The organism is Brevundimonas sp. Leaf280 (genome assembly GCF_001422455.1).
Taxonomy (GTDB): domain Bacteria; phylum Pseudomonadota; class Alphaproteobacteria; order Caulobacterales; family Caulobacteraceae; genus Brevundimonas.
Genome location: NZ_LMNC01000002.1, coordinates 256,961 through 270,979, shown reverse-complemented (window position 1 = coordinate 270,979; position 14,019 = coordinate 256,961). Strand labels below are relative to the sequence as shown.

Sequence of the window (14,019 nt, the reverse complement as noted above, 5' to 3'; positions counted from 1 at the left end):
ATAAGACCATCAAGGAAATGAACGCGTCGCACTCGAAAAAGATGATCCTGATCGCTGCAGCCGCGATCGCGACGCCATTGAGCGGCTGTATTGGCGCATCCGCCTCCAAGACGGAGGCTGTCTCGCCGCTGGCGCCGCGTATCCAGGAACTGGTCGACGCCAATCGGCGCTATCCGCGCTGGGAAGACTTTCCGGCAGCGCCGACCGATCTGCCGCCGGTCACTCAGGTCGCGTCGAATGTGCAGCGTCTCCAAGGCGACAGCGCGACGCTGACCAGCGAGATCGCACGCATCGACTGGACGCTCGGCGACGCCGAGGCGCTCGCCGCCGAAACACGCGCGGCCGTGAACGCCGTTCCGGTGTCGCCCGACGCCGTCCGAACCCAGGCGGATATCGAGGCCTTTGCTCAAAGCCTGCGTGACAGGGCCAAGGCTCCGCCGCCGCTCGACCGCCGCCCGACGCGATGACCGGTCGCGCGGGATGCAGAATCCCGCGATAATGCGCTGATGGCAGACGACGGCGGCGCAAAGACACTGAACGCATTTCTCGGCGTGTCTCGGTCCCTGTCCGGGCGCGCCTGGCGGCAACGTCCGGCCGATGCCGCCACGACGCGCGCGCACATGCAGACCCTGAACCTGGAAGAACCGCTGGCCCGGGCATTGGCCTCGCGGGGTGTACGCGCAGACCAGGGACAAGATTTCCTCACTCCGACCCTGCGCGCTCTGTTTCCCGACCCCTCCAGCTTCATGGATATGGACGTAGCGGCCGACGCGATTTTGAACGCGCTTCAGGCCAAGGCGAACATTCATGTGTTCGCCGACTATGACGTGGATGGCGCCTCAAGCGCGGCGCTGCTGGTGCGTTGGTTCCGGGCGATGGGCCATACGCTTTCGATCTATGTTCCGGACCGGATGACCGAAGGTTACGGTCCCAGCGCCAAGGCCTTCGATACGCTGAAGGCGTCGGGTGCGGACTTGGTCATTACGGTGGATTGCGGGGCGGCGGCGAACGAAGCCCTTGCCCATGCGGCCGCCATCGCCCTGAACGTCGTCGTTATCGATCACCACCTGATGCGCAGCGAGCCGCCGACGGCGCTGGCAGTGGTCAATCCTAACCGACCGGGCTGCAACTCGGGTCAGGGAAATCTGGCGGCAGCGGGCGTCGTGTTCGTGCTTCTGGCGGCGCTGAACAGGGAGGGGCGGCGTCGGGGCCTGTTCGCCGAGAGGATCGAGCCGGATATTCGTCAGTGGCTGGATCTGGCGGCCCTGGGCGCCATCTGCGACGTGACCGGCCTCACGGGCTTCAATCGCGCCCTGACCGGCCTTGGTCTGAAGGTCATGAGCGACTGGCGCAATCCGGGACTGCGCGCGCTGCTGGCGGCGGCCGGCGCGGAACCGGGACCGGCCAAGAGCAATCATGCCGGTTTCATCCTGGGACCGCGCATCAATGCGGGAGGACGCATCGGTCGCTCCGACCTCGGGGCAAGGCTGCTGTCGACGGATGATCCGGCCGAGGCCGAGGCCCTGGCGATCGAGCTTGATGCGCTGAACGTGTCACGGCGCGATGTCGAGCGAGCCGTCACCGACGCCGCCGTTCGTCGAGTCGAGGCGACCGGCGCCCATGCCGACGAGAGCGCCGTCGTCGTGGTCGCGGGCGAGGACTGGCATCCGGGCGTCGTCGGGATCGTCGCCGGCCGTTTGCGCGAGCGCTGGCGCAAGCCGGTGATCGTCATTGGCGTCGATCCCGTCACCGGTCTCGGGAAGGGCTCGGGCCGGTCACAGCCAGGCATGAACCTGGGACGCGCGATCCAGGCGGCCTGGGAGAGCGGGATCCTGCTCGCTGGCGGCGGTCATGCCATGGCGGCAGGCCTGACGATGGACGGTGCGCGCGTGCCCGAGCTGACGGCCTTCCTGAACGAGAGACTCGCTACCGAAAGGGTCGAAGCTGTCGCACAGGACGTGCTGGAGATCGACGTCCTGATCGACCCCGCGGCGGCGACGCGCGATCTGTTCGAATCGTTCGAGCGTCTGGCCCCATTCGGCCCTGCCAACCCGGAACCCAGCTTCGCCCTGAGCGGGGTTCAAGCCCGCGAACCCGTCGCCATGAATGGCGGTCATGTGCGGTGCCGGCTGGTCGGTCCAGATGGCGCGTCGGTCAAGGCCATCGCCTGGCGCTGCGCCGATCTGCCAACGGGCCAAGCCTTGCTGTCGGGGCAGGGCGGGCTGAGCATCGTGGGCCGGCTGAAGGCTGACGACTGGAATGGGCGCAAGGGCGTGCAGTTCGAGATCGAGGATGTCGCCGATCCTCGAATGATCTGACGGCGGCTCCAAAAAACTGAAAATCCACGCTTGCACCGCTCCGAGGGCGCGGCTATATCGCCGGCTCTCCCGCGCAGCGGTCCCTTCGTCTATCGGTTAGGACGTCAGGTTTTCAACCTGAAAAGAGGGGTTCGACTCCCCTAGGGACTGCCACGCGGGCAGTATTATGGTTGAGCCTTTGAGGCTCCCGGCAAGCAGCATAGCCCAGATAGCACGAGAGACTGGCGGTCATTCGCCAGCGCCTGCGATGCGCGTCTGCACTCTCCCAAACGCAAGCTTCTGCATAGGCGCGCATTTTCCGCTTTTCAAAATTTCGCGGAACGGTGTTAAATATAAAACGAGTCCGCTGGAGGCGCGGGCGGGGGTTTTTAAGTGTCTGACTTTAGAGAGACGGAAACGGCGCAGACCGTTCGCGTCACTGGGCGCGTGAAGTGGTTCGACGCCGTCAAGGGCTACGGTTTCATCGTCCCTGACGATCCGACCCTGACCGAAACGAGAGATGTCCTGCTGCATATCAGCAGCCTGCGGGATCTCGGCCGTGATGCGGCCGACGAAGGTGCGACCATCACCTGCGACTGCGTCAAACGCGCCAAGGGTTGGCAGACGATCGAGATCCATGACCTGGGCGAGGGCGAAGCGACGCCCGCCGTGCGTCGACCCGTGACTTCGCCGCCACCGCGCCCGGTCGCCGAAAGTGACGAACAGCTGGAGACCGCCCTGGTCAAGTGGTTCAATCGGACCAAGGGCTACGGATTCGTCGTGCGTGATCGTGAGCCGGGCGATATCTTCGTCCACATCGAAACCCTGCGTCGCTGCGGCCTGGATGATCTGATTCCTGGCGATGCGGTGCGGGTGCGATTCGCCAACGGGCCCAAAGGTCTGGTGGTTGCAGACATCAGAACGGGCGACTGATCGAGCGCCCAGGAGAGGCGTATGATCAAGGCGACGAGACGTTTTGCAATGGCGGGCCTTGTTATGCTCGCTCTCGCCGGATGCGCGGCCAAGGCGCCGGTCGGCCCCAATGGCGAGCCGCTGCAGAAGCTGGCCGTCGTGACCACGTCAGGCGAGCATCAGTTCTGGGTCGAGATCGCTGACGAAGAGCCCGAACGTCAACGGGGACTGATGTTTCGTCCGCCGCTCGAAGCCGACCGCGGCATGCTGTTCCAGTGGCCGGGCGAAGCGCCGCGCGAGCAAAGCTTCTGGATGCGCAACACGCCGAGCTCCCTGGATATTCTGTATATCGATCCACAAGGCCGGATCGTCTCGATCGCTTCGCACGCCACGCCCTTCTCCGAGGCGCCGATACCGTCCAACGGCGCCGCCAACGGCGTCTTGGAACTGCGGGCAGGGCGGGCGGCCGAAATCAACGCCAAGCCGGGCGACAAAGTTTTACATCCTTATTTCAAGCCTTGATTGCAGATCGCGTCACGAAGTGCCAATAGAGCGCTCCGTTCGGTCCGGGGTGTAGCGCAGCCTGGTAGCGCATCTGGTTTGGGACCAGAGGGTCGGAGGTTCGAATCCTCTCGCCCCGACCAACGGAAGGCCGCTGGATCATATGTCCAGCGCGCGTTATGGCAGGGTCACAGACCCCGCCGTTACTGAGGATTTCGCCATGTTGGCTCGCATCTACCGCCCGGCCAAAACTGCGATGCAGTCGGGCAAGGCCAAGAGCCGCGACTGGCGGCTGGAATTCGAACCCGCTTCGGCGCGCACCATCGATCCGCTGATGGGCTGGACCAGCTCCACCGACATGAACGGCCAGGTCCGTCTGAGTTTCGAATCGAAGGAAGAGGCGATCGAATATGCCGAGCGTCACGGCATCGCCTTCCGTCTGCACGAGCCGAACGATCCGCCGGTGATCATCAAGGCCTATGCCGACAATTTCGCCACCAACCGCAAACAGTCCTGGACGCACTGACGTCTTGCCAGAGCGCCCATAGCTCAACCGGATAGAGCACCCGCCTTCTAAGCGGGATGTTGCAGGTTCGAGTCCTGCTGGGCGCGCCATCTCCGGCGCCTTCGAGGGGCTGATCCATGACCGACCATCTTACCTCGTCCGATCAAGCCGTCCGTGTCGCCGCGCTCTACCGGTTCGCGCCGGTGGCCAACCCCGAAGCCGTATGCAAGACGCTTCAGGCGGTCTGCGACGCTGGGCAGGTGAGGGGAACCCTGCTCGTCGCGCCGGAGGGTCTGAACGGCACCATCGCCGGATCGGAGGCGGCCATCGCAGCGGTGCTTTCCACGATCCACGCCATGCCAGGCTTCGAGACGCTGGAGCTCAAATACGCCTGGACAGACGCCGTGCCTTTCCACCGGATGAAGGTTCGCGTCAAACGCGAGATCGTCACCATGGGACAGCCGGATCTGGACCCTCCCAATCAGGCGGGCGTCTACGTTACGCCCACGGACTGGAACGCGCTGATCGCCGATCCCGAGACCTTGGTGATCGATACGCGCAACGACTACGAAGGCGAGATCGGCGCGTTCGAACGGGCCGTCCAACCCAACACCCGCAGCTTTCGCGATTTTCCCGACTGGTTCCGGAGCGAAGGTCGCGCGCTGATTGAGCAGACCGGCGCCAAGCGCGTGGCCATGTACTGCACCGGCGGCATTCGCTGTGAGAAATCGACGGCCTTCCTGAAGGCTGAGGGTGTGGAGAACGTCCACCATCTGGAGGGCGGCATCCTTCGCTATCTTGAGACGGTGGATGAGGATCAGAGCCTATGGCATGGAGCGTGTTTCGTCTTTGACGAACGCGTCTCGGTCGGGCACGGCCTAAGCCAAGGTCCTCATACCTTGTGCCGGGCATGTCGTCTGCCAGTGGACGAGGCGGGTCGTGCTTCGCCTCACTATGTCGAAGGCGTATGCTGCGAGCGCTGTCACAACGCCCGCGACGAGGTCCAGCGTCGGCGATATGTCGAGCGTCACAGGCAGATGGAAATCGCCCGCGAACGCGGCGAGACGCATCTGGGATCAGCCCAGAAGGACTGAGATCGCCTCATCGACGGGGCGGGCGAGGGAAGAAGGCGCTTGTGCGGGCGGCATAGGCCTCGAACGCCTTGGGTCGCGATTGTCGCATATGCTCTTCCAGCAAGGGTACGCCGGACACCTGGGTCAGAAGCCAGTACATATAGGCTGGTCCGGTCAGCGCCAGCCAACCCCAGGGCCATTCACGGCTCAGATTGATGGCGAACACAGGCCAAGCGCACCAACTCACCCATTCGAAGAAATAGTTCGGGTGGCGTGACCAGGCCCAAAGACCGACATCGCAGATTCCACCCTTGTTGGCCGGGTTGCGTTTGAAGGCCGCCAGCTGGCGATCCGAAACGGCTTCTCCAACCAGGGCTGCGACAAAGATCAGTGTCGCTACGGCATCCTGACGCGTCAGGCCGGGCGCCGGGTTGCGCGCCGCCGCCATCACGCTGAGCGCCAGGAATGCCGCGGCTCCGGCTTGCAACATAAGGAAGCCGAACATCTTGACCTGAAAACCTGCGCCCCAGTCCTCTCGCAGACGCGCGTAGCGAGCGTCCTCGCGCTCCTCGTGGGCGGCGCGAACAGCGATGTGGGACCCCAGCCTCAAGCCCCAAAGGCCGATCAGCAGCGCTGCGAGATACTGGCGCAATGACGGAGCGGCGCCGTCGATCGGGAAGAGCGCGACGCCGACGCCAGCTGCACCTAAGCCAAGCGACCAGAAGGCGTCCGCCCAACCGCCCTGGCCCGTTCGTTTCTGAACCAGCCAGGCCGTAGACATGACGCCAACGAGAAATAGTGCGGCGACACCCCAAATGGTCGCGAGAGCCGTCACAGGCGAACGAAGGGCTGGATCAGCTTGCCGACCCACCCATCCAGCTGAATCTGACCGTCGAGCGCGACGACGCACAGGCACGGCTCGTCCGACACCACACGGGGTTGGTGCAGCACATCCGGGTCCGCCTCTTCGAAATCGCCCACGTTGAAACGCTCGGTTTCGGTCGCGTAAGCGCCGGAGATGACGCAGGTCAGCTCGACGCCGCCATGCGTGTGTTTTGGCGTCTCTCGACCGGATTCGATCTTCAGAAGAATGACACGACAATCACCATCCCGGGGCGCATGGACATCGCGCACGCGCATGCCGGGCCCGACCCAGCGCCATGGGCCCAGCGCATACCGCCGCAGCGGCTCGGGCAGCTCGGGCATGTCGTTCAGGGGCGCGCTGTGATTGGCTTTGCCGGCATCCGTCTCGATCCGCGCCATCGCCAAGGCGAGCGCATCATTCGACAAGGGGGAGGGGGGAGTCTCGTCCAGGAACTCGCCGCCGACCGACTGCAGGTCGCGCACCCAGGCGTCATTGGCCGGCCGCATCGCCAGATGCGCCGCCATCACAACAGCCTCGGGCGGGCTGAGCGTGCCGGCCGCATAGGCCAGCAAACGTTCTTCGGAGGGATTGCGCTGAGGTTTCATCGCGCAGCGTCCTCGGACGGCGCGAGGATCAAACGAAGCTTGGTCATGGCGTTACGAATACGGGATTTGACGGTGCCGAGCGGCAGGCCGAGATGTTTGGCGATCTCTGAATGAGAGTTGTCCATGAAGAAGGCCAGACGCAGGACCTCGACATGGTCGGCGCTGAGCCGCGCCAAGGCGTCACGGACGCGGTCCGCGTCTTGCGACATCGACAGCAGTTCATCGGGCCGGCGGACGTCGTCCCCCGCCAGCTCGATTTCGGGCGTCGGCAGGGGTCGCGCGTCACGACGAAGCATGTCCAGCCGACGGTTGCGAGCAATGGTGAAAATCCACGTGGCGGCGCGCGCCTTAGAGGAATCAAATAGATCAGCCTTGCGCCAGACGGTCAGCATGGCGTCCTGCGCGAAGTCTTCGGCCGCTCCGGGCGTCGCGCCCGACTTGATCAGCCAGGCCTTCAGCCGCGGTGCGAAATAGGCGAAGAGCGCAGCGAAGGCGTCACGATCGCGCCTCAGTGCGATCTGTTCGATCAGCCGATCGTGCAGCAGCGGATCAGGCAAGCTGTCGAGCGCCTTCACGCGGTTGGACCGACATGGCGTTGATGCGAAGGATAACGGCTCGGCATGCATGAACACTAATACGCTCAGCGGAAATGTCTGGATCAATCGCGATCCGAACATGACGGCGACCCGTAATCCGTTCATGCCTTAGCGACTGCGCTGCGGCGTATCTTTCGGAGTTTTCATGCCTCTGTCGTCCGCGACGCCCTCTGCCGAACGTCAAAAGATCGCTGTGGTCGGATCTGGCGTCGCCGCGCTGTCTTCGGCTTGGCTTCTGTCGAAACGCCATGACGTGACGCTTTACGAAAAGGGCGACCGCCTGGGCGGGCATTCGAATACGGTGATGGCCAGCGTGCCTTCCGGCGACATTGCGGTCGACACTGGCTTCATCTGCTTCAATGACGCGACCTATCCCAATCTGATCGCCCTGTTCGAGCATTTGGGGATCCCGACACGCGCGACGGATATGTCGTTCGCTGTCTCACTGGATGACGGACAGTTCGAATATGCCGCGCCAGGCTTGTTTGCTCAGCGTCGCAATGCCCTGCGTCCTCGCTTCTGGTCGATGCTGAGCGAAATCCTGCGCTTTTATCGCGACGCGCCAAAGGATTTGGCTGCAATGTCCGATTCCTCGCTGACGCTCGGTGACTATCTAAAGCGGGAAGGCTTCAGCGAGGCGTTCCGCGACGATCACCTGTTGCCTATGGCCGCCGCGATCTGGTCATCGCCGGCGCACACGCTGATGGACTATCCGGCCGAGTCCTTCATCCGTTTCTGCGGTAATCACGGCCTGCTGAAACTGGTGGGGCGGCCGCTGTGGCGCACCGTCGAGGGTGGCAGCCGCGTCTATGTCGAACATCTTTCTCGTGCCATCCAGGACATTCGGCTGGACCACAGCGTCACGTCCGTGCGGCGTAGCGACCATGGCGTCTTCGTTCACGACAGCCAAGGCGGGGTCGAGTGCTACGACCAGGTCGTGATCGGGTCCCATGCGGACCAGGCTCTGGCGATGCTGGCCGAACCAACGGCGCGCGAGAAGGCGCTGCTCGGCGCCTTCCGGTACAGCCGAAATCTGACCGTCCTGCATACCGACGCCGACCTGATGCCGCATCGTCGTCGCGCCTGGGCCAGCTGGAACTATATCGGCGCGGACGACGGCCTCTGCGTCACCTATTGGATGAACCGCTTGCAAGGTCTGCCGGGCAACGACCTTTTCGTGACGCTCAACCCGCCACGTCCGCCGCGGGCCGACACGATTTTACGCAGCGAACTGTACGAGCACCCCATCTTCGATCCCGCCGCCATAGAGGCTCAAAAGCAGTTGTGGAGCCTGCAAGGGCAGGGGGGCGTCTGGTTCTGCGGGGCCCACTTCGGCGCGGGCTTCCACGAGGATGGCCTGCAATCCGGCCTCGCCGTCGCCGAACAACTCGGCGGCGTGCGTCGCCCTTGGTCCGTCGCGAACGAAAGCGGGCGCATTCATTTGACGACGCCTATGGGCGCGCAGCTGGAACGTGCCGCGTGACACTCAGCTCGGCCCTTTATCGCGGCCGGGTCATGCACCGACGCCTTCGCCCCAAGATCCATAAGCTGAACTATCGCGTCTTCTGGCTCCTGCTCGACCTGTCGGAAATCGATGATGTGGACGCGCGCCTGCGCCTGTTTTCGCGCAATCGATTCAATCTGTTGTCCTTTCATGACAAGGATTACGGAGACGGTTCTGGCGCGCTGCGTCCTCAGGTGGATGCGTGGATGGCTCAAGCCGGCATCGACTTAAAGGGCGGAACTGTCCGCCTGTTAACCATGCCACGCGTCCTCGGATACGTTTTCAACCCGATCAGCATCTACTATTGCCATTGGCCCGACGGACGGTTGGCCGCCATGGTGTACGAGGTGACCAGCACCTTCGGCATCCGCCACGCCTATGTCATTCCGATCCCGATCGAAGATCAGGCCGCAGGCGTCATTCGTCAGGGCGCGGCCAAGGCGCTCTATGTGTCGCCATTTATGGGCATGGAGATGGATTACCAGTTCCGTGGTCATACGCCGGGCGATCGCCTCGACATGACGATCGATGGGCTAGATGCCGAAGGCGTGCTGATCACGGCCGCTATGGCGGCAAAGCGGGAACGCCTGGAGGATCGCAATATCGCCGCCGCGACAGCAGCGATCCCGCTGATGACGTTCAAGGTGGTCGCGGCGATCCATTGGGAGGCGCTGAAGCTGTGGGTCAAAGGCGTCGGTCTGACACGGCAGCCCAAACCGGCGGGCACGCCAGTGACCATTCAACGCCAAGCTAAAGACAGCCGTTTGCAGCACTGAACAGCGCGATCACGTTATCGCCTAAGATATATTATATGAAGAAAACACCAGTTCATTCTGTTGCATAGCTGGAGCTCGACGGAGCTCAAAGCGCCGATGCGCAGCTTTCAAAGTGCGCAGCAGTGGCGCTTTGGGCGGTCCGCAGTGCGATCTTTGTAATTGATCAAACTTTGCTGCGCATGAGATGCCCGGTCGACCATGACATGCGACCGCTGATGCCTTTTTAAAATTCCCGCCTCTCTTACAGGACCCTACTGCGCCGACCGGGCCGGCTTCCCACGGTACTGCTCCAACATCTGGATTGACGTACTGAAGGGCCATCTCGCGCCATCGACGCGCTACATGTATGCGAGCGCGGCCGACAGCCTTTACCAGCACGCTGAAAGCATGGTCCCGCCCATCGACCTCGATGCCGCGCTGTTGGCCCCCGACCTTCTCAAGGTCGAAGCAGTTCTTTCGGCGAGCCTCTTGGCGCGGCAGGCAGACCAAGATGTCAGGCGGTGGAAACTGGCCTGTAACTTCGTGTTCTCCATTCTGCAGAACATCGTCGGATCTGACACCGCAGACATGACGCAACGCCTGCGCTTCATGCGCCAAAGATTTGCCCAGCTAAGCGTCCGTGTCAGGAGACCTTCTGCTAGAGCCCGAGCCATCCCTGCGCTCGCCCTAGAGGACAACCACCCATAGCGGACGCGCGCCGACCATCAATCAGGCGTCGCGCGGGCGCCGCATCCTTCGCCTTTAGCGGGTCATCGAGATTTTCAGCGCCGCGCGAACCGCGGTGTCCAGCATCGGATCGCGCCCCTGGCGGAGGTCGTCATACGTCGGGACTACGACGATGTCCGGCGACACGCCTCGACCTTCGAGCACGACCCCTCGCGCGGTGCGAAATTCGTTCTCTCCAACGAGAAGTTGACCTCCGTCAGGCAGGGCGAAGGCGACCGCATCGACCACGCGACCACCAGACGTCTGTCCTACGATCCGCCCGCGTCCCTGTTCCTTGATTGTCGCCGAAAGCACCTCCGACATACTCGCTGATAGGCTGGACTGGACAACAGCCAGAGGGCCGTCCCAGTTGACGCGACCCGGGCGGGATTTGTCCGGATGCTGGCCAAGGACCGTGCGCACGTACCCAATGACGATGGATTCGCCGAAGAAACTGCCGATGATCCTGGCGCCGGCCCGGGTCTCTCCTCCGCCATTGCCGCGGATATCCAGGACCACCGCTCGCGGCCTATCAGTCTCCGCCTCTGCAAGCCGGTTCTCGAGCCAGTCGGCGGTCGGCGCATCAAAGGACATGAAGCGGAGCACGAGCACCCCATCCGCCGTTCGCGTCGCCGTGCCCACTTCGCGGGGCATCAACTGCGCCTCAAGGGTGCGGGTGTGCACATGGCCGGCGGCGTCATCAAACTTGAACACGTAGGTCTTGCCTTCGCGGTCACCCCGACTGTCTCTTCCGTCCCAAGGACGACCGTCGACACTCAGAATTCTCCAACCAGGCTGCACGCCGGCGGCCTGCGCCGCGCCGCCCGCGCGCACTCGGGCTATGAAAGATTGCGCCTCGCCGGTCGCCTTCGACCTCACCACGTTGTCCGAAAACCCGAACGTCGGCGCAGTTTGCAGCCGCCAGCGTTTGTTCAGAAGATTGTCGGTCGGACGGATGGCGCGTGTATGCCCGTCTCCCAGAAGGCTCAACGTGGTGTTCAGCGCCTCATAGAACCCCGCCTCGTCCGGCTGTGCGACCGCGTTTGCGCGGCGGGCTGCGGCCTCGGCTCTAAAATCAACGCCATTGAAGGTTCCGTCGTAGAAGGTGAGCTCCACGGTGCGAATGACGGCGTCGTAGAGGCGGGCGTTCATCGCCAGCCGTTCGGGCGAACCGTAGGGCAGCGATACGACCTCCGGAATGCTGTCTGGATTCTCGTAAGGCAGCGGGCTGCACGCCCCCGCCAGTCCAATGACGGTCGCCATCAAGAGGACGCACGCCCCTTGTAGCCACGAACTTCTCAACAGCCCCTCCACATCCCGACCGAAACGGAACGCTATGCTGCTGGCGCATTGCGGTCGATAGACATTCTCGTGTCGCGCGAAGGTAGGGGCCACAGACGACAGCCCTTCGCGAACTCACGCATTAGCTGAAGCTAGCCAACCATCGGTTCCCGCAGCGGCCGTTGCGTGGTTCTCGCCTAAAAATGTCATCTCCGCTTTCCACCCTTCTGAGACATGGGGGCAGTCCGCTTAACGGCGGGCCGCCCCAAGCCTGCTCAGAGATCGATCTGCTCTGAAATCTCCAGCGCGTCGTCGACTTCGATTCCGAGATACCTGACGGTGCTCTCGAGCTTTCCGTGCCCGAGAAGGAGCTGGCAGGCGCGTAGGTTTCCGATCTTCTTATAGATCAACGCCACCTTGGTCCGTCTGAGGCTGTGGGTGCCATAGGCGCTGGGGTTCAGGTCGATCATTCTCACCCAGGTTTCGACCAGTCGGGCGTACTGCCTGGTGCCTATGTGCTCTCCATCCCGGCTGCGGCTAGGGAACAGCCAGTCGTCACGCCGTCGTCCTCGGCGCTCCAACCAGTAAGCCAAAGCTTCCCTCGCGGCCTCCGTGATCTCGAACGGCACGGGCCGACCGGTCTTCTGCTGGATGATTGTCGACCGCTGCCGAATGACGCCGCCTTGAGCAATATCGCCGAGACGGAGTTTTACCAGATCACAGCCCCGCAGCTTGGCGTCCAATGCGATGTTGAACATCGCAAGATCCCGTGTCGATCCAACGGACTTCAGGTGCTGACGGATCGCCCAGATGTGCTTTGGCTTGAGTGGCGCCTTCGCACCGGTCATTCGACCAGCGTTCCAGGGTTTGCGGGGTAAACGAAACAGATCGGGCTGACTCATGGCCACCTCCCACGATCAACACCCCCCTCCTCAAGATACGCTCCAAACAACCTAGATGCGCCAGCAACGGACATTGCCCCGCTGGCGATCAGCGGATCGCTCGCGAAATCTACGAATCATGTCCAAACAAGTTTGAGCCGAGAGTATGAGGTCCCGCCGTTCAGGACTGCCTTCTAATCGCCGCGCAAGAACTCGACAGGAAACGTATAGGACTCCTCGCCCACACCGATCGTGATGATATTTTCGCGGTCGATGGAGAAGCGGAAAGTTCCGACCGATGGATCAGCGCGTAAGCCGCGTTGTGAGGCGTCGAAATACAGGGTCCGCGCCCCCGACGAACCGGTCACATGCACCTCAGAGGCGCCGTCCTGGCGACGGATGACGCCTGCGGGGCAGGCTGTTTGGTTTGGATCGGCCAGGCCACTGCAGCGAATCTCGGCAGCGGCGTTGTAAGTCGTCTCTTTGACGTATGCATCTTGCTCTGTCGGCACCTGAGGCGCGCTGACGATTGTCCTGCCAGCAGGCAAGGAAGCGGGCTGGCAGGCTGACATCGCGACGCCGAGAAAGATGAGTGGCAAGCACGACGGCGTCTTCATGCGGGTCATCCCTACGCCCGGTTTTGGAATCCAGGGAGAGGCCGAGCAGTTAGCCCCCTCCCTCTATGCAAGATCATTCACGCCTCTGGTCAACTCCCCAGAACGGCCTCTTATCTAACCGGCTCCAGCCACAACACTTCGCCCGATCCGCTGACGCGGCAGTTGTAACGCATCCAGCCTGCCGCCATCGTCAGCTCATACTCGTTGGTGCCCAGTTCGCGCATGCTCACCGCCACGCTTGATCCCGCTGGCCGATCAGCCTGTCTGTCGGCGCGAGCCCCGCAGGCCCGCTGAGCCGCATCCGGAACGCCCCGCATCCATCCGCTGGTCGCATGGCGGCGATTGGAGCCCTCACGTTCCCCGGCAAGGTAGCCTTCGTGATAACCTTCGCTCTCGTGCCGATCATCGTAGTCAGCGCCGTAGAGCGCCGCCTGATAGCCGCGCTGGTATTCGCGATCATGATTGTCGTCGCGGTCATTGTGATGGCTGTTGTGAGCAGCGAGGGCTGCAGCCAAGCCGACGATCGCGACGCCAGCGATGACGGCGTCTGTATTGGACGACGAGGATCGCCCTCCACATTCGTCACGGCCCGCCTGATTGATGGATTCATAGCGGCCGTCTCGCGTCATGATTGACACGCACTCATCGCCACGCCGCCAATAGCTGAGACGACCGTCGCCCATGGACTCGCCGCGATCAGTTGCTTGATAGCCCCGTCGTTGAAGCTCGCCTTCAGCCTGACCTGCTCTGGCGCCGACGAGGTCATTCAGTCGCGAAGGGGTCTGTGCGAGAACAGGCGTCGCCGCCAGGCAGGCGATCATGACAGTCTGGATCAGATGCGATTTCATCGGCGGTCCTCGGTGAATGAAGCCGACGAGGATGATCTCGCCAGTTCTGTTGG

15 protein-coding genes and 3 tRNA genes are annotated in these 14,019 nt (G+C 63.0%); 11 read left to right on the top strand and 7 right to left on the bottom strand.

Going from position 1 to position 14,019, the window contains the following annotated elements; all coding sequences use genetic code 11:
• The first annotated feature begins 41 nt into the window (after nucleotides 1-41).
• From ASF31_RS04855 to ASF31_RS04815, 9 genes are all read left to right on the top strand, one after another.
• Complete coding sequence (locus ASF31_RS04855) at nucleotides 42-467, top strand: hypothetical protein (RefSeq protein WP_200918566.1); 426 nt, start codon at nucleotides 42-44, stop codon at nucleotides 465-467.
• 39 nt (nucleotides 468-506) lie between these two features.
• The gene (gene recJ, locus ASF31_RS04850; protein WP_055753595.1) at nucleotides 507-2,318 is read left to right on the top strand and encodes a single-stranded-DNA-specific exonuclease RecJ; all 1,812 of its coding nucleotides are present in this window, start codon (nucleotides 507-509) and stop codon (nucleotides 2,316-2,318) included.
• 78 nt (nucleotides 2,319-2,396) lie between these two features.
• Nucleotides 2,397-2,471, top strand: a tRNA-Glu gene (locus tag ASF31_RS04845).
• A 219-nt stretch (nucleotides 2,472-2,690) separates the two neighbouring features.
• The gene (locus tag ASF31_RS04840) at nucleotides 2,691-3,230 is read left to right on the top strand and encodes a cold-shock protein (protein WP_045811719.1); all 540 of its coding nucleotides are present in this window, start codon (nucleotides 2,691-2,693) and stop codon (nucleotides 3,228-3,230) included.
• A 21-nt stretch (nucleotides 3,231-3,251) separates the two neighbouring features.
• Complete coding sequence (locus ASF31_RS04835; protein WP_055753594.1) at nucleotides 3,252-3,731, top strand: DUF192 domain-containing protein; 480 nt, start codon at nucleotides 3,252-3,254, stop codon at nucleotides 3,729-3,731.
• 45 nt (nucleotides 3,732-3,776) lie between these two features.
• Nucleotides 3,777-3,853 (top strand) — tRNA-Pro (locus ASF31_RS04830).
• Between the two features lie 77 nt (nucleotides 3,854-3,930).
• Nucleotides 3,931-4,236, top strand: a complete 306-nt coding sequence (locus ASF31_RS04825) for an ETC complex I subunit (RefSeq protein ID WP_039245189.1) — start codon at nucleotides 3,931-3,933, stop codon at nucleotides 4,234-4,236.
• Between the two features lie 12 nt (nucleotides 4,237-4,248).
• Nucleotides 4,249-4,325, top strand: a tRNA-Arg gene (locus ASF31_RS04820).
• A 27-nt stretch (nucleotides 4,326-4,352) separates the two neighbouring features.
• On the top strand, nucleotides 4,353-5,309 hold the full coding sequence (locus ASF31_RS04815; protein WP_055753593.1) for a rhodanese-related sulfurtransferase: 957 nt from the start codon (nucleotides 4,353-4,355) through the stop codon (nucleotides 5,307-5,309).
• A gap of 7 nt (nucleotides 5,310-5,316) precedes the next feature.
• Here ASF31_RS04815 and ASF31_RS04810 read toward each other — a convergent pair whose 3' ends face one another.
• From ASF31_RS04810 to ASF31_RS04800, 3 genes are read right to left on the bottom strand one after another with little or no spacing between them, the layout of a single operon-like run.
• Nucleotides 5,317-6,069, bottom strand: a complete 753-nt coding sequence (locus tag ASF31_RS04810; RefSeq protein WP_055753592.1) for a DUF1295 domain-containing protein — start codon at nucleotides 6,067-6,069, stop codon at nucleotides 5,317-5,319.
• A gap of 50 nt (nucleotides 6,070-6,119) precedes the next feature.
• Entirely contained in the window at nucleotides 6,120-6,758 is a 639-nt protein-coding gene (locus tag ASF31_RS04805) for a ChrR family anti-sigma-E factor (RefSeq protein ID WP_055753591.1), read from the bottom strand.
• Nucleotides 6,755-7,315, bottom strand: coding sequence for a sigma-70 family RNA polymerase sigma factor (locus tag ASF31_RS04800; RefSeq protein WP_235551247.1), 561 nt, complete (start codon nucleotides 7,313-7,315; stop codon nucleotides 6,755-6,757). Before ASF31_RS04800 ends, ASF31_RS04805 begins: the two co-directional genes overlap by 4 nt.
• A gap of 184 nt (nucleotides 7,316-7,499) precedes the next feature.
• On the opposite strand from ASF31_RS04800, the gene ASF31_RS04795 reads away from it, so the two are divergent.
• Together ASF31_RS04795 and ASF31_RS04790 are read left to right on the top strand one after the other, a co-directional pair.
• Nucleotides 7,500-8,837, top strand: a complete 1,338-nt coding sequence (locus tag ASF31_RS04795; protein ID WP_055753589.1) for an NAD(P)/FAD-dependent oxidoreductase — start codon at nucleotides 7,500-7,502, stop codon at nucleotides 8,835-8,837.
• Nucleotides 8,834-9,634, top strand: a complete 801-nt coding sequence (locus tag ASF31_RS04790; RefSeq protein WP_082465021.1) for a DUF1365 domain-containing protein — start codon at nucleotides 8,834-8,836, stop codon at nucleotides 9,632-9,634. The genes ASF31_RS04795 and ASF31_RS04790 overlap by 4 nt, the downstream gene beginning before the upstream one ends.
• A gap of 741 nt (nucleotides 9,635-10,375) precedes the next feature.
• On the opposite strand, the gene ASF31_RS04780 is transcribed toward ASF31_RS04790, so the two are convergent.
• The 4 genes from ASF31_RS04780 to ASF31_RS04765 form a co-directional block, all read right to left on the bottom strand.
• Nucleotides 10,376-11,602: a S41 family peptidase gene (locus ASF31_RS04780; protein WP_055753587.1), complete on the bottom strand. Its 1,227-nt coding sequence runs from the start codon at nucleotides 11,600-11,602 to the stop codon at nucleotides 10,376-10,378.
• A gap of 293 nt (nucleotides 11,603-11,895) precedes the next feature.
• A complete protein-coding gene (locus ASF31_RS04775) occupies nucleotides 11,896-12,522 on the bottom strand; it encodes a tyrosine-type recombinase/integrase (RefSeq protein ID WP_055753586.1) in 627 nt (208 codons plus the stop codon).
• A 173-nt stretch (nucleotides 12,523-12,695) separates the two neighbouring features.
• Nucleotides 12,696-13,127, bottom strand: a complete 432-nt coding sequence (locus ASF31_RS04770) for a hypothetical protein (protein ID WP_055753585.1) — start codon at nucleotides 13,125-13,127, stop codon at nucleotides 12,696-12,698.
• A gap of 101 nt (nucleotides 13,128-13,228) precedes the next feature.
• A complete protein-coding gene (locus tag ASF31_RS04765) occupies nucleotides 13,229-13,939 on the bottom strand; it encodes a hypothetical protein (RefSeq protein ID WP_156355870.1) in 711 nt (236 codons plus the stop codon).
• Nucleotides 13,940-14,019: the final 80 nt, after the last annotated feature.

Excerpts from the sequence above, each read along its gene's own strand:
- ASF31_RS04855 (WP_200918566.1), top strand. The coding sequence starts at position 42 with ATGATCCTGATCGCTGCAGCCGCGATCGCGACGCCATTGAGCGGCTGT.
- recJ (WP_055753595.1), top strand. The coding sequence starts at position 507 with ATGGCAGACGACGGCGGCGCAAAGACACTGAACGCATTTCTCGGCGTG.
- ASF31_RS04835 (WP_055753594.1), top strand. The coding sequence starts at position 3,252 with ATGATCAAGGCGACGAGACGTTTTGCAATGGCGGGCCTTGTTATGCTC.
- ASF31_RS04825 (WP_039245189.1), top strand. The coding sequence starts at position 3,931 with ATGTTGGCTCGCATCTACCGCCCGGCCAAAACTGCGATGCAGTCGGGC.
- ASF31_RS04815 (WP_055753593.1), top strand. The coding sequence starts at position 4,353 with ATGACCGACCATCTTACCTCGTCCGATCAAGCCGTCCGTGTCGCCGCG.
- ASF31_RS04810 (WP_055753592.1), bottom strand. The coding sequence starts at position 6,069 with ATGTCTACGGCCTGGCTGGTTCAGAAACGAACGGGCCAGGGCGGTTGG.
- ASF31_RS04805 (WP_055753591.1), bottom strand. The coding sequence starts at position 6,758 with ATGAAACCTCAGCGCAATCCCTCCGAAGAACGTTTGCTGGCCTATGCG.
- ASF31_RS04795 (WP_055753589.1), top strand. The coding sequence starts at position 7,500 with ATGCCTCTGTCGTCCGCGACGCCCTCTGCCGAACGTCAAAAGATCGCT.
- ASF31_RS04780 (WP_055753587.1), bottom strand. The coding sequence starts at position 11,602 with ATGGCGACCGTCATTGGACTGGCGGGGGCGTGCAGCCCGCTGCCTTAC.
- ASF31_RS04775 (WP_055753586.1), bottom strand. The coding sequence starts at position 12,522 with ATGAGTCAGCCCGATCTGTTTCGTTTACCCCGCAAACCCTGGAACGCT.
- ASF31_RS04770 (WP_055753585.1), bottom strand. The coding sequence starts at position 13,127 with ATGACCCGCATGAAGACGCCGTCGTGCTTGCCACTCATCTTTCTCGGC.
- ASF31_RS04765 (WP_156355870.1), bottom strand. The coding sequence starts at position 13,939 with ATGATCGCCTGCCTGGCGGCGACGCCTGTTCTCGCACAGACCCCTTCG.